This is a genomic window from Vibrio sp. YT-18, assembly GCF_033337345.1.
GTDB classification, from domain to species: Bacteria; Pseudomonadota; Gammaproteobacteria; order Enterobacterales; family Vibrionaceae; genus Vibrio; species Vibrio alginolyticus.
This window is the reverse complement of sequence record NZ_JAWOQO010000015.1, coordinates 66,896-80,049: the sequence shown is the minus strand read 5'-3', so window position 1 is coordinate 80,049 and position 13,154 is coordinate 66,896. Positions and strand designations below refer to the sequence as shown.

General features: G+C 51.4%; 19 protein-coding genes. 13 read left to right on the top strand and 6 right to left on the bottom strand.

Going from position 1 to position 13,154, the window contains the following annotated elements; all coding sequences use genetic code 11:
• Positions 1 to 58 precede the first annotated feature (58 nt).
• Genes R7M72_RS18565 through R7M72_RS18555 form a run of 3 tightly spaced genes read left to right on the top strand, consistent with a single transcriptional unit; the run spans position 59 to position 2,350 of the window.
• On the top strand, positions 59 to 844 hold the full coding sequence (locus R7M72_RS18565; protein WP_001151304.1) for a ParA family protein: 786 nt from the start codon (positions 59 to 61) through the stop codon (positions 842 to 844).
• A gap of 3 nt (positions 845 to 847) precedes the next feature.
• On the top strand, positions 848 to 2,029 hold the full coding sequence (locus R7M72_RS18560) for a ParB/RepB/Spo0J family partition protein (protein ID WP_001207227.1): 1,182 nt from the start codon (positions 848 to 850) through the stop codon (positions 2,027 to 2,029).
• Positions 2,030 to 2,077: 48 nt separating this feature from the next.
• Positions 2,078 to 2,350, top strand: a complete 273-nt coding sequence (locus R7M72_RS18555; protein ID WP_000703827.1) for a helix-turn-helix domain-containing protein — start codon at positions 2,078 to 2,080, stop codon at positions 2,348 to 2,350.
• A 52-nt stretch (positions 2,351 to 2,402) separates the two neighbouring features.
• Here R7M72_RS18555 and R7M72_RS18550 read toward each other — a convergent pair whose 3' ends face one another.
• Together R7M72_RS18550 and R7M72_RS18545 are read right to left on the bottom strand one after the other, a co-directional pair.
• Positions 2,403 to 3,038, bottom strand: a complete 636-nt coding sequence (locus R7M72_RS18550; protein WP_000074431.1) for an N-6 DNA methylase — start codon at positions 3,036 to 3,038, stop codon at positions 2,403 to 2,405.
• 91 nt (positions 3,039 to 3,129) lie between these two features.
• Positions 3,130 to 3,273: a hypothetical protein gene (locus tag R7M72_RS18545; protein ID WP_000939033.1), complete on the bottom strand. Its 144-nt coding sequence runs from the start codon at positions 3,271 to 3,273 to the stop codon at positions 3,130 to 3,132.
• A 326-nt stretch (positions 3,274 to 3,599) separates the two neighbouring features.
• Between R7M72_RS18545 and R7M72_RS18540 the strand changes: the two genes are divergently transcribed.
• The 10 genes from R7M72_RS18540 (at position 3,600) to R7M72_RS18495 (ending at position 9,496) form a co-directional block, all read left to right on the top strand.
• The gene (locus R7M72_RS18540; protein WP_001125904.1) at positions 3,600 to 3,977 is read left to right on the top strand and encodes a hypothetical protein; all 378 of its coding nucleotides are present in this window, start codon (positions 3,600 to 3,602) and stop codon (positions 3,975 to 3,977) included.
• Positions 3,970 to 4,251, top strand: a complete 282-nt coding sequence (locus R7M72_RS18535; RefSeq protein WP_000044823.1) for a hypothetical protein — start codon at positions 3,970 to 3,972, stop codon at positions 4,249 to 4,251. Before R7M72_RS18540 ends, R7M72_RS18535 begins: the two co-directional genes overlap by 8 nt.
• Complete coding sequence (locus R7M72_RS18530; protein ID WP_000344149.1) at positions 4,226 to 4,900, top strand: hypothetical protein; 675 nt, start codon at positions 4,226 to 4,228, stop codon at positions 4,898 to 4,900. The genes R7M72_RS18535 and R7M72_RS18530 overlap by 26 nt, the downstream gene beginning before the upstream one ends.
• Positions 4,893 to 5,399 carry a hypothetical protein gene (locus R7M72_RS18525; protein WP_000566443.1) on the top strand — a complete coding sequence of 169 codons (507 nt, stop codon included), beginning with the start codon at positions 4,893 to 4,895 and terminating at the stop codon, positions 5,397 to 5,399. The genes R7M72_RS18530 and R7M72_RS18525 overlap by 8 nt, the downstream gene beginning before the upstream one ends.
• 5 nt (positions 5,400 to 5,404) lie before the next feature.
• Positions 5,405 to 5,716, top strand: coding sequence for a hypothetical protein (locus R7M72_RS18520; protein WP_318056291.1), 312 nt, complete (start codon positions 5,405 to 5,407; stop codon positions 5,714 to 5,716).
• An 8-nt stretch (positions 5,717 to 5,724) separates the two neighbouring features.
• Positions 5,725 to 6,225, top strand: coding sequence for a hypothetical protein (locus tag R7M72_RS18515; protein ID WP_000647188.1), 501 nt, complete (start codon positions 5,725 to 5,727; stop codon positions 6,223 to 6,225).
• A 3-nt stretch (positions 6,226 to 6,228) separates the two neighbouring features.
• The gene (locus R7M72_RS18510; RefSeq protein ID WP_000936897.1) at positions 6,229 to 7,656 is read left to right on the top strand and encodes a DNA cytosine methyltransferase; all 1,428 of its coding nucleotides are present in this window, start codon (positions 6,229 to 6,231) and stop codon (positions 7,654 to 7,656) included.
• Entirely contained in the window at positions 7,656 to 8,312 is a 657-nt protein-coding gene (locus R7M72_RS18505) for a hypothetical protein (RefSeq protein WP_000268552.1), read from the top strand. Before R7M72_RS18510 ends, R7M72_RS18505 begins: the two co-directional genes overlap by 1 nt.
• Positions 8,313 to 8,436: 124 nt before the next feature.
• Positions 8,437 to 8,985, top strand: a complete 549-nt coding sequence (locus R7M72_RS18500) for a phage head-tail adapter protein (RefSeq protein WP_225452416.1) — start codon at positions 8,437 to 8,439, stop codon at positions 8,983 to 8,985.
• A gap of 232 nt (positions 8,986 to 9,217) precedes the next feature.
• Positions 9,218 to 9,496, top strand: a complete 279-nt coding sequence (locus R7M72_RS18495; RefSeq protein WP_000746034.1) for a hypothetical protein — start codon at positions 9,218 to 9,220, stop codon at positions 9,494 to 9,496.
• Between the two features lie 90 nt (positions 9,497 to 9,586).
• Here the strand turns inward: R7M72_RS18495 and R7M72_RS18490 are convergent, their stop codons facing one another.
• The 4 genes from R7M72_RS18490 to R7M72_RS18475 are packed head-to-tail and all read right to left on the bottom strand — an operon-like array spanning position 9,587 to position 13,114.
• Positions 9,587 to 10,075: a hypothetical protein gene (locus tag R7M72_RS18490; RefSeq protein WP_000467110.1), complete on the bottom strand. Its 489-nt coding sequence runs from the start codon at positions 10,073 to 10,075 to the stop codon at positions 9,587 to 9,589.
• Between the two features lie 14 nt (positions 10,076 to 10,089).
• The gene (locus R7M72_RS18485; RefSeq protein ID WP_000366823.1) at positions 10,090 to 12,282 is read right to left on the bottom strand and encodes a DNA topoisomerase 3; all 2,193 of its coding nucleotides are present in this window, start codon (positions 12,280 to 12,282) and stop codon (positions 10,090 to 10,092) included.
• Positions 12,282 to 12,515: a hypothetical protein gene (locus R7M72_RS18480; protein WP_001191890.1), complete on the bottom strand. Its 234-nt coding sequence runs from the start codon at positions 12,513 to 12,515 to the stop codon at positions 12,282 to 12,284. Before R7M72_RS18480 ends, R7M72_RS18485 begins: the two co-directional genes overlap by 1 nt.
• On the bottom strand, positions 12,497 to 13,114 hold the full coding sequence (locus R7M72_RS18475; RefSeq protein ID WP_001249395.1) for a hypothetical protein: 618 nt from the start codon (positions 13,112 to 13,114) through the stop codon (positions 12,497 to 12,499). Before R7M72_RS18475 ends, R7M72_RS18480 begins: the two co-directional genes overlap by 19 nt.
• Positions 13,115 to 13,154: the final 40 nt, after the last annotated feature.

Below are 13,154 nucleotides of genomic sequence, written 5' to 3'. Positions count from 1 at the left end.
CATGTGAAAGTTTGGGGGTGGTCTTGATCACCTGCGAGAAACCAAAATAGAGGTGGGTATGGCAAAAGTAATCAGCTTCGCCAACCAGAAAGGCGGAGTGGGTAAGAGTACCCTCTGTATCCAGCAGGCCTTTTATCTGGCGTTACAGAAGAAAAAGAAAGTGCTGGTCTTGGATATGGATGGTCAGGGGAACACGTCCTCTCGACTGGCCCCCAGACGAGAGCTTGAGGATGGTGACTACGAGCCCATCCTCACAGGAACCAAAACCGCAGAGCTGTTCGCTTACGAGCTGGACGGCATTGAGGTCATGCACTGCCCTTGCGGTGCAGACCTCATTCATACGCCGAAAAACGACCCGGATCTGTTTGAGATGGAGGCTGTGCCTCTTGACCAGGCCATGAATCCGGCTCGCCATTTGGCTGAGCTGTTTGAGAACTACGACTACGTGCTGATTGATTGTCCGCCTAGCCTCGGCAGAAAGCTGGTGGCAGCGTTGGTGATGTCTACCCATGTGGCATGTCCAGTAAAGCTCTCTGGCTTCGCTGTGGACGGCGTAGAAGGTCTCCTGAACACGATTATTGGTGTGCGCGAGGCGTACAACCAAGATTTGGAGATCCTGGGCATCGTGATCAACGACATGGACCGCTCTGTCAATCACGACAAAGCCCTCAAGTCGCTGGAGAACACAGTTCCGGATCTGTTGTTTGAGAACAAAATTATGCACCGGCCTCCGCTCGATACGGCGACGACTGATGGCATCCCTGTCTGGGAGCTTCGCTATGGACATGTCGCGGCCAAAGAAGTTGAGGCGGTGTTGGAAGAACTATTAGAGAAGGTGGGCTAAGCGATGGCATTGAACAATTTAAAAGGCCTGTCCGAACTTGCTAAAGCCGCCAAAGGCAAGAAAGGCAAAGAGGTTCTTACCGTACCTGTTGACGACGTTGTATCCAAGGTCCAGGTTCGTAAGCGCTTCCGTAACATTGAAGAGCTGGCGGCAACCTTGCTGACCGAAGGGCAGCAGTCTCCGATCATCGTGTTCCCGAAGAACGAAGAAGGCAAGTTCGTCATCCAAAAAGGGGAGCGGCGTTGGAGAGCGTGTAAACACGCTGGTATCGAGACCATTGACTTGGTGGTGAATGATAAGGTCCAGAACAACTTGGACGAGACTGCTGGTGAGCTGATCGAAAACATCCAGCGGGATGACTTGACTCCGGTAGAGATTGCCGAGGCGTTAAACCTGTTTATTGAAGAAGGTTGGAAGCAAAAGGATATTGCTGATCGGCTCGGTAAGAATATCACTTTCGTATCTACGCATCTGTCGTTGCTCAAGCTACCTGACTGTGTGCGTGAGTTATACGATAATGAAGTATGTTCTGATACAGAGACCTTGAATAACCTTCGTCTCTTGTTCGATCTGAATGAAGAAAGATGTCGCGCCGTCTGCGCGGTGGCTATGTCTGACGGGATTACTCGTAAACAAAGCCGTGAGCTGCTGAATGATGCCAAACGTATCAAAGACGAAATGGAAAAAGGCCCACTGACTGGCTCCCACCAGAATGATGAGCTTGGCGCTGGCAACACCGACGAGCAATCCCTCAACTCGGGTGGGGATGGTACGTCGGAACAAACCGGGAATGACGACCTGAACCTTGCCCAGGAGGAACTGGAAGGGGGTAAAAATTCCAATGGTCAGGACGATGATGACGAAGACCCTTTGCGTGATGAAGAGGGTGAGCACAAAGATCCTGTCAAGCAGCCAGATAACAGCGGCAAGGACAAAGATGAAGAAGGCGGTGATGCTCTTCCTCCTCTGCCGAAGGACAAGGAATGGAAGAACGTCCGGGCTGACAGTTTGATTTTTGCTGTCAACGTTAACCTGGATGGCGAGACCAAACGTGGAGTCATCATGACCGACCGTGTTGCTCTGGTTCCGTCTACTGTCTGGGTTAAAACGCTCGATGGCGAAGGCAAGGAAAAGCATGTTCATGTGCCTGTGTCAGACATTGAACTCCTGAGTGTCGAAGGCTAATAAAGGAGGCCCAGCCAGAGAGGTTGGGCCTGTCAAGAACAGGTGAATATGAAGATCTCACAGGACATGAAAAGAAAATTTGCTTTGGTGAATGCCCTGTCTAAAACGGAGAAGCCAAGTCTCCAAGACCTTCACAAGGCAACAAATATTCCTGAATCAACGATCAAGAGACAGTTGTCTGCCCTGCGTGATGAGTTCGGAATGAATATCTTGTTCGTCAGGGAGTCTACCGGCGAACGAGGTGCCACCGGCTACTACATGCTGACAGACTGGGGGATCTTAGACAGGTCTTCGTTCTTGAACCGGTACGGAAAACTGTAAGGTGCCATAGAGCAGCGCATTGAATGCAAAACCCGCCAATCGGCGGGTTTTTTTATGCTGCCACGGTAGCGGCGGTTGCTGGAGGTTTTTCGGCGTAGTAGGCGATGTTCTTGGTTCGTCTGCTAAGGGTGTCTATGCCGACGATACTCAGCGTTTTGGGAGTGGTATTGCGGGACTCGAAATAATGGAATAGCTGGATCATGCAGCACTTCACCATCAACGGATCGATGTCTTCCAGGTAGATTGAGGCTTCTCTCAATGCTTCGGGACCGTGGTTCTCGATCAGGTTTTCCATCCAGTGAATGGCGTTGATGCCAGAACCACAGCAGGGCTCATAAAAGTCTGCCGAAGACTGTGAGCCAACAATGAGTGACATCAAGCGGCCAATCTCTGGAGGAGTGGGGAAGTAATTGGTGCCCTTCTTGTGGAAGCCAGACATGCTTAGGACGTAACCCAAAACATCGCTGGTGGGGTCGCGCTTAATGGCGGCAGACAGGACGTGAGAGAGCTCGAAGGCGACCGGCTGAAGTTCTTCCGGGATCTCCTCCTTGGCTGGGTATAGGCCAGTCTGCAAGTATGCCCACTGGTCAATAAAGGCCTCAACAAACCGAGATGTGCCCATTCTGTATCGGGACTGCTCGATGAGAGATAAAGCCTTGGATGTAAGTTGCTGTGTTTCTGGTGACATAAGCGCTCCAGTTTGTTCTGACGAAACATTCAAGAGGTAGAAACGAAGAACCCCGCCGAAGCGAGGTTCTTTGCTTTCCTGCCTGATCGCCTTAATGCCGAAGCAAAGACGTCTTGATAAAGTCGGGGCAACCGGACATTTCCCGGTCGATGAAGTCCTGACGTTTCGCCAGCGGCCATTTCATGAACGCCGCGAGCGGGATGCGCTTATTCGTGTTAGTATTGCCTTGCAGCATAACAAAGCTCCTTAATTGCTTGATTGTGTTGTAAGGGCTGCAACGAAGGTCGAAGAGCGATGCGGCCCTTATTTATGATTATTACAGCATCATAAAATAATATCAAGAGACAATAAAACGATACCAAGAAACAAAACTTTCACATGTGAAAGTCTCCCCGCTGTCCACCTCGCACACTCCAAACGCCCAAACGCCCAAATAACTTGTCTATCTGCCCAAAATGGGCGCGTAAGCGTCCGATAGAAAGTAATTGTTAGTGAGATATTGACTACACGGAATATGGCTATATCATAGAATCATAAAATGATGCTGTAAAAGTGATATGTATGCCAAAGCAAGCAAATCATCTCCGTTTGAAGAAACCTTGCGCCAACTGTCCATTCCGGAAGGAGGGCGCTATCGAGCTGGCCCCTGGGCGATTAGAAGGCATCATCAACGACATCGTTGAAAACGACATGACGACGTTTCATTGCCACAAGACCGTGCACTCAAAGTCAGGTGGTGAATGGGATGAAGAGGGTAACTATGCACCTTCGGGACAAGAGTCGATGTGTGCCGGTGCTGCGGCTTACTTGATGAAAATAGGCAGGCCGACAGTGGCTATGCGAATTGCCTTTGCGTTTGGTGATGCAAAGGTGTCCGACTGGGACGAAGCTCAAGAGCTGGTTGTCGAGCCTTTGGTACAAGGGGACCGAAATGAGTAAGCGATATGCGGTAGTGCCGCATCCGAAACTGAAACGAGAGTACAAAGGTCGGCTGGTCAGAACTACTCGGGTACTAAAAAACGGCTGGGGGTTGATCCCTCTAGGGGCTGTGGCAACGGTCACGCATCAGTCTCCCAAGGGATCAGAACTGACCTTTGAACCATGCGACTGCTGCGGCCTGAAAGCCATTATCAGTCATGTAAGCATGGACTCCATTGAATTTATCGAACCGATTACTGAGGAAGAAGATGGACGAGAACAAGCTCAACATTGAAACGGTCGATGGGCACAACGAGCTGGTAGTCAGCTTTTTGTCCAGAATGGTAAGCCTGAGTGACGAGGAAAAGCAGACAGTATTGTCCTGCCTTCCGGACACCGGCAAACAAACAATCACCCAGCTCTATGAGGCGCTGCGTTCTCAAGGGCACCAGGATCTTGCAGAGAAAGTCGAACCATACCTCCAGCAGGGGGTGTTTGGGCCGATCTTCGATAACGCCAAGTCCAAGGTGTTCGTTCGGGACGAAGCGCCTTTTTTCCTCATGGATGAAAATCCTTTGAACTGGGATGACGCTAAAGCATTCAATCGCCTACGTATGAGTACGACCTGTGTTCTTGGCCGTGGCGGCTGGACTATCGGTGAGCGCTTTGATGACCGCTTTGATACCGAGGTGGGCGGAACACAGCTTATCGTCACTCAGTCACTCAACGAAAAAGGTGAGATTGAAGGAGGACTTCCTACCTCGATGTCGCTGAATGACTTTGCTGAGTTCCCTAAACAGCCAAGGCCTCCTCAAATAGTCGATTACCAGGAAGACAAGCGATACACGCTTGAGGAAGCGGAAGCTATCCCTGAGCTCGCACCAGTGGTTCAGCGTCTGAAAGAGCGCATCGAAGAGTATGAGGAGAGAAGAGCCCATGATTGACCTGACATGCCGCCTTTGTGCTGGTTCCGGTGTTTATGACTTTTCCCCTTCCAAAGAAACCTGCGGTATGTGCCAAGGGCATGGGAAATTTGTTGACGCCAAAGCAATGCTGGTGGCTGCCATCGAGCTGGCAAAGAAGCAACGCGAGCCTGTCATTGAAGTGGTAATGGGGTTGGTGCTCCAGGGTGTGGATGTTAGAGGGAAGGAGCCTGGAGAGCGGTTCAAGGCTGCTCAGGCCTTTAACGCCCCAGGGCACAACCTATTACGATACGGGTGGGATGCTTGGGAGCTCTATGCCCTCCATGAGGGTGTAAGTCCAGAACTTGCATCGCTTGGCCGAAGTGTGATGCGCGAGTGGCATAGCCATTCATGGGGCCGGTTCAGTGGAGAGGTAGGCTTTAACGCCGCCGAGATCATGATCAAACAGGCCAAAGACAACCCAGAAAAAGCAGAAGAGCGCTGGGCGTTCCTGCTTAGTGAAGAATGGATGGTGGAGTAATTGTCGTGACAGAACAAACCAATAAGAAATTGATGCTGGATGAGTCTCCAGATATGCCCCTGCAATTCAAGTGGAGAAAGTTTGGTGGTACGATTTTTACTGCCACGCAAACAATGGAGCACGTCAAGGAAGGACGTAAGCTCGGGCCGACTCCAGCAGGGATGCTACCTCAAGAAGTGTGGCTGAACCGCCTGATCGCTATGGAAGAAACCCTGCCACGAGGGAAGTTTTTTGACAGATTCCGCCGCCGCGACAAAAACGAGCAGTATGACTTGGCCGCCGATCATCTCCGTCTTGTCGGAAAGAAAAAGCGATAGGGGGATAGATGAAAGCCCAGGCATACCCACCATCAGTCATTCGTAAAGGCGCTGTGTTGTACGCAGCCCTTTATTACATCTCTGATGATGATAAAGCAAAGGTCGAGGTTACAGAGTGGATAGTTCGCTCTATTCAGAAACGACGCAACTCAACCAGCGATCAACGCTATGTCAATCTTGCCCAAAAGTTAGATGGGATTACGTGGGGGAAAAGGTCACGGAAGAATGGGGACTTTGGTTGGTTGCCATCTATACCGAGCTGGTGCTTGAAGCAGTTCCGGGAAGGTGGCGAATTGCCTTTTGGCGTTTATACGACGCGACTGGCCGCTCTCAAGTTTGCGAAAGTCAGCTTGCAGGAAGAGGTCCAATATTGCGAGGCCGAGCTGAAAAAGGCTCAGACAGAAGAGGATACTCAGGAACTCCAAGAGGAGCTGGCGGAGAACCAGAGACTTCTGAAAGCTGCTGGAGCAATGGTGAAGCGCGAGCAAAACAAGAAGAAAAGAGGTTGACCAATGTTACCGATCGTCTCCCCCTCCGTAGTAACCAAACAACTTGCGTTCAATCGAGTAGGCGATAAACGCAAGGTTAGGGTTTCGTCCAACTTTTTGGATGTTATGGGGTTCAAGCCAGGTATGGGCATCGCCGTTGAGCCAGGGGAGGGGATGGGCGGTTTTTCGGTGATCCCAGCGACCGATGAACTACAGACACACCAGGTTTATCAGCGCCGGTATCAACCAAAGAGTCGCTCCAACAACCCGCTGGAAACCGTTATTGAGTTTTCTGGACAAGGGCTCATAGATAAGTGCTTCCCTCGCTATACAGAGCGTTTCCACGTCGAAATGCGAAAAGGTCGAGTAGTCTTCACTCCCGTCGCAAACAGAGCCTTTGCCATTGCTGATCGGTTCAGAAAAACCAGCCCTTTCCGTGCCTTTGTGGCATTGACTGGCGGGGTAGACATTCATGTTATGGAATCGCTTGGCTGGAAGGCTGAGATTGTTTTGGAACATCGTCCAGTTGAAGCCAGAGACAGAGCATCCGGGCGGAACCTGAGTGAAGTACATGCGCTCAATACGCTGGTGAACAGCTCCCCGCGTATCCTGCTGAATGAAGACATTCATCACCTGGAGCTGGATCGCCTTGGAGCCTTGCTGGCGGAGTGCCCACCAATTGGTTTGGCCCATTACTCGTTGGGGTGTGATGACCACTCAAACGCCAAAAGTCCAAGGGACAAAGAGCGTTCTCTTGAAGATCTCTCCACCATGCTCGACATGGTTTACCCGGCACTAAAACAGATCGAGGTCGTGAACCCTGCCGTCGTGCTGGTGGAAAACGTCCCGAACTTCAAAGCATCCGGAGCCGGGGCGATGATGGGAACGACACTGCGGCGGATGGGGTACTTCCTCACTGAGATGGTCTTGAACGGTCTGGATTTCGGCGCGTACCAGGGGCGAGAACGCTATTACATGGTGGCGTCGGTCTTCCCTGGGTTCGTTCCACCGAAACCTGAGCAGAGAGCTGGTGGACGATTGTGGCCGGTGATCGAGAAGCACCTCGGGGATTGTGCAGACGTCACAGCGTTGAAGTCAATTCAGGCCAGAGAGTCAACTTCTCGCAGGATGCCTGCGTTCTTGACGAGAGAAAGCACCAGTTGCCCGACCATCCTCAAGTCTCAGGATCGTGGGGTAAAGGATGCAGTGTACATCCAAGACGGTGGCCGCATTTACAAGCCATCGGTCGATCTGGTTCAGGAGTTGATGTCGATACCTGATAGCTTTGATATTTCGTGGATGGCAAAAGAACAAGCGACAGAAACACTTGGGCAGAGTGTGGATTACAGATTGCATTCAGCGGTCATGGCCGCAGTTCGGGATCACCTGAATGTGAATTGCGGTCGCCATACCGTGGTGCAGCACGGTATCAGAAGTAAGGAAGGTAAATAATGGCAGTCATTTACTACGGCGAGGGAACCCATGACGCCGGTTTCGTCGGGTTCCGTGTCGCACGAACAGTTGGGGTGGCGGATGATTACCGGCAGGAATACTTCTCCTTGAGAGAGTATTCCTACGCAACAGCTCACCGGCTGGCCTACAGCTTGGACCGAAAGTGGGAAGCTGAGGCAGAAGAGGTGAAGCGTCAGAATAAGACTTGTAAGCGGCGACGCAACTCCGGGCCAAATATCATTGCTGAGGGGCTGAGGGCTTATATCAGTATCGAGAACCGGAGCCGGATGGGGGTGAAGAGAACCTACTTCGCACCTTGTTTTCTCGTCACAAAGCCAGGCTACGGCAATGGGGATATTGTTTTCAGGATTTCCACTCATGGCTACGCAGAAGCCTACGAAAAGGCGGTGGAAAAATATTGTGAGATCCATGATTTGACGGATGAGCAGTATGTTGAGTTGCTTGACCGTATGCCGAGTACAGAGGTGTTCACTGGATACCTGCTGAATGCTCTTTTAATACGCGGTCATCGCGCCACAAAAGCTGAAATACTGAGTAAGCTGGGGGCTGCGAAGAATGAAGATGACATCACCAATAGCAAAGGGAAAAGCGGCCACAACAGAGTGCGTTGCCCAGAGTATCGGTGGGCGCAATAACAGCGCCAGATGTTCAAACCATGTTTTATAGCAACACCTCTTTGGGGGCGGAATTATGTTTTTTGATAACAAAGTAGAATCTCACTCGCTCGTAATGGGAGCCAGCGGGAAGGGCAAATCGGTCTTGTCCGAACAAGTGCGGAAAAACGCGAGGCTGCGCGGTGATCTGCTGGTGGATACTGAGATGTACCGTGAAGGTCGAGGGTTGAAACCATACGAGCATGAGTACGCTCGTCGCTTAGTTCTGGGGCTAAGTGGACCGTTGCCGCGTGAACTGCGTGGGAAGCCGGTGACGGTTATCTCTGATGTGTCCAGACCAAAAAAGGTAAAGCGTCAGCCAAAGCAATTTGTTAAGACCGTAAATGGCGTCACCCTTGAACGCCAATTGGTGGCAGATGCAAGAGACCAGTTGGAAATGCAAACAGGCGTCTGGCTCAAACAACCTCAGCTCATCGAGCTGATGGAAGAGTCGGGCATAGACGAAACTCTAGCCGATTTTGGTGAGGCTGAAACACAGATCCGAGAAATGCTGGCGGATGCGTTGGCGATGAAACTGGTAGGGCGCTCATGGCCCAAGTGTGGAGCCCTCTATAACGCGGCAGAAAAGTCCGACGTTAACTTTTCCTCCGAGCTTGATGCTGCGGCAAAAGAAGCTGGATACATGGTTCGCTGAATGGGATTTGGTGTGGACAAGATAGATCGGCAAAGTTGGCTCGTTAAATTCAGGCGAGCGAAGTGTCAGGACACTTTAGACACGATGCGGGATGCGGCCATTCGCAACTATGAAGGGAATATTCGTGTTATCGCGGATATTGTATTGGCCCATGAGGCGAGAGAGACAGAAATTGAAAAAGGGATGTTTTGTCTAATAGTTAGATAGTCTGATGAGCTATCAGGTGGTGATTATGAAAAAGAGAATACTTCATCTGCCCGTAAAAAAGATTTACTTCGATCAGATCAAATCTGGAGAAAAACCAGATGAATATCGCCTCGTCACAGACTACTGGATAAAAAGACTAGAGGGGCGCGAGTATGATGAAGTCCATGTTAAGTGTGGCTACCCAAAGGCTGGAGATATGTCCAGGATAGAGATTCGTCCTTGGCGTGGCTTCTCAAGGAACGTCATAACGCACCCGCACTTTGGAGATTATCCGGTTGAAGTATTCGCCATCCATGTGAATTGATTTTGGTATTCTGATTTAAAACTATTGTAGCTCAGGTATCAAAAGAACTTGGGTAATTAAAGATAAGGGGCCGACGGCCCCTTAATTGTTTTAGTTTGTGAATATTGAACAATCGAGGTGGGATAGCGCTTGTTCGTAGCTACCTTTGTTGTTCGTCTTACGCAGTGCCACCAGCTCAACAATCAATTGGCTTAAAGCCAGTGATTGAGGCTCCCAGACGCGCTTGCATTTGTCAGCCATGTTGGCATTTACGTCTGTAATGACGTAGAGGAAATCAGGGACGTCTTTCAAGGTCCCCAGGCCTTTTGCCATATCAACAGCCTCAGGGTTTTGATAGCTTCGAGTGGCGCTCAGGTCATCGTGGGAAATATAGCTGGCAGATGTCTCAGCGAAACCTAACACCATGCCTTTTCCTGCGCTTTTTGCAATGGCCGAGCCGATAGCTAGAGTTGGCATGATGGCCTGACCTATTTGGCGGGTAGATGCAGTTGCCAAGCCTGAGGCGATGTTCTTCCCGGCATCTTCGGCAGTGGCAGAGCTGGTTGTGAGCATCGCAGTTAAAATGATTTTTCCAAACATACTTAATTCCTCTATCAATCCATAAAGTCCGACTTTTTGAAGGGCATAGTGCCTTTGCAATCGGGATACGCTGTGCAGCCCCAGAACTTAGAGGCTCGTTTCTTGCCAGGGGCTTTTCCTTTCCTGAGACGCATCGGGCTACCGCAATCTGGGCAGTCTGGACAATCCTCCGCCGCGATACGTTTCTCGGGTTTCCCTCGGTTGTCTGGGAACGTCTTCTTGCAAGCCTCGTTCTGGCAGCCCCAGAAAAAACCGTTCTTCCCTTTGATCCGGTGCATCTCTCCACCGCAGTTGAAGCATTCGTGTGAAGGAGGCTTCGCGCCCTCGAAGGCTTTAGCCATCGCGCCACCTTCTTTGGTCAGAACCGGTGCGGCCACTTTGAGCTGCTCAACCATTTGGCAGATCCAGGTGGAAATCTGCTTCATGAAGACAGACATGTTCCCGGAGCCGGAGGCAACTTTCTCAAGCTCCTGCTCCCAAGCCGCAGTCATGCCGGGTGATTTGATGGCTGGTGGAAGCACTGCTATAAGCGCATGAGCCTTATCAGTTGCAAGCAGTACCTTTTTCTGACGCTTGAAGTAGCCTTTATCAACAGCGCCCTGGATGATGCTTGCGCGTGTTGCTGGAGTGCCTAAACCGGCTGTGTCTTTGAGGATTTGTTTGAACTTCTCCTCAGTCACGAACCGGGCAATGTTCTCCATCGCGGCAAGCAATGTGGCTTCGGTGAAGTGCGGTGCTGGCCGCGTCATTTTGTTTGCCAGCTCGGCCCCATTCAGCAAGGCAGGTTCGCCCTGGCTAACCCTGGGGAGCTTCTCTTGTTCAACCGGCGCGTCGGTGTCTTCCCCCTCGTCCTTGGGACTGCTTTCACTATCAGAAGCAAACAAAACCTTCCAGCCTTGTTTGGTAGGTGTCTTACCAGCGGACGCAAAGAGGTGACGCCCACACTGCACCTCGATGGAGGTTTTGGTGAACTCGAACTCGCTGTAGAACTGCGCGATGTAGAAACGACGGATGGCGTCGTAAAGATTGAACTCGATCTCAGACATGGCACTGATGTCTGTTCTGGCCGGTGTTGGAATGATCGCGTGGTGCGCGGTCACTTTGGCGTCATTGAATACCCTGGCCTTGCGATGAGGATCTGCGCCAGCCACCAGCCCAGAGACGTTCTGATCGGACAAAATGAGCGCCTGGAGAATGTCCGGAATGTCTTCCTTTTGGCTCTCGGGTAGATAACGACTGTCAGTACGAGGGTAGGTGGTCGCTTTGTGCGTCTCGTACAGAGCTTGAGCTGCATCCAGTACCTGCTGAGCTGTGTATCCCCATCGTTTGCTCGCGTATTGTTGCAGCGACGTTAGATCGAAGGGGAGGGGGGCTGACTCTTTACCTGGTTTGGTTTCTGCTTTGCTGATAACAGCATTGGCACCATTGACCTGGGAGGCTACCTGCTCGGCATAGGCCTTATTGACGCACCGGCCTTGCTCGTCACTGCACTCTTCTGGTGGTATCCATTGGGCGGCAAACTGTCCATTCTGTACGGACACGTTCACACCCAGAGTCCAGTATGGTGAGGGGGTGAAACCGGCGATCTCTCGGTCCCGTTGACAAACAAGAGCGACGGTTGGGGTGATAACCCTGCCAACGTGAAGAGTGTGGTTGAAGCCGACATCTCGGGCCAGCACTGTGTAGAGGCGGCTCACGTTCATGCCTACCAACCAGTCAGCGCGTTGCCGTGCCAATGCGGCGTAGTAGAGTGAGACCGTATCCTTGCCATCCTTTACGTTGTTCAGCGCTTTCTTGATGCTTGACTCATCGAGAGCCGTCAAACAAACTCGGCGAATAGGGCCAGAGTAGCGGAATCGATCCAGAAGCGAACGGGCGATAGCCTCACCTTCTCGGTCGTAGTCCGTTGAGATGTAGATGGTGCTCGCCTTTTTGACCAGTCCCTCAACAATTTTGTACTGTTTGAACGCACTCTTGCGAACGTTGTACCGCCATGACTCTGGTGCAATAGGGAGGGTCTCCAGTGACCATGACTTGTAGCGTTCGTCATAATCGTCTGGCATATACAATTCCAGCAGGTGGCCGAACGCCCACGTAATAACGCGGTTTCCTCCATCATGGAGAAATCCATCACCTCGTTGGGAGGCCTTCATTACGCCAGCCAAATCTTTTGCCTGAGAAGGCTTCTCGCAGATATAAAGGTCCATTAAGCAGCTCCTCTCATCTTTGATTCCAGATTCGCCAGCTCAGTCCAGCTTTGAGCCAGACCTTTGACTTCGGGGTAGTCTCTGGAGAGGTTTTCGAGGACTCCAGAAATGACATAGGCCGCTTCGCTGGAATTACCCCTCGAACCGGCCTCCTGGAGCATGATTAATAAAGCGTCGAAGAGCTCAGCCTTACGGCCTAGCTCTGTCTGGTTTCTTATTTCAGAGCTTTGCATGGGTTCACCACTGAATAGGGACGCACGGACTCGCGCACAATGCGGCGATCTGCGTCAGTTACAGCCTGACTGGTGCAAAAGTGCGTCCAGGCATTCAGATAATCTTTATAGGTGTGGGTAGGTGGTATGCAGCCGGTTACAACGTCCTTGGGGATGTTTGTGGTTCCCTCGGCTTCCACAAAGCGCCAATCGTGCTCGTCCATACCTTTGCCACCATCGCAATAGCGTTCCCAGCGTGACAACTCGTACAGCGAGTAGCCTTTGCCTTTATTCATGGACTTGAAGGTATTGATGGCTTCGTTGACATCCCCGTGCTGTTTGATCCCTGCTGGAGTTTTATCTGAACCAGCGGAGTCATCTTTGACCTTGTTCATCGTTGCGCTGACATTACCGTCGCCCAGCACATGGATATAACCAGGTTGACGTAATGCAGCACCACCGCGCCCCATGTTGTCCCATGCCATCGACAGTTCCCGGCTAACTCGGGCAGGTTTGTCATTTTCGGCAGGGGCAGTCTGGGGCTGAGGCTTTTGCTCGGGGGCGTTAGAGGCACACCCGGCCAGAATTGCCACTCCCAGAATTGCTATCAGTTGTCTCATCGTGTCGTTCCTCATAAAAAATTGTCGATGAGCCCATTCT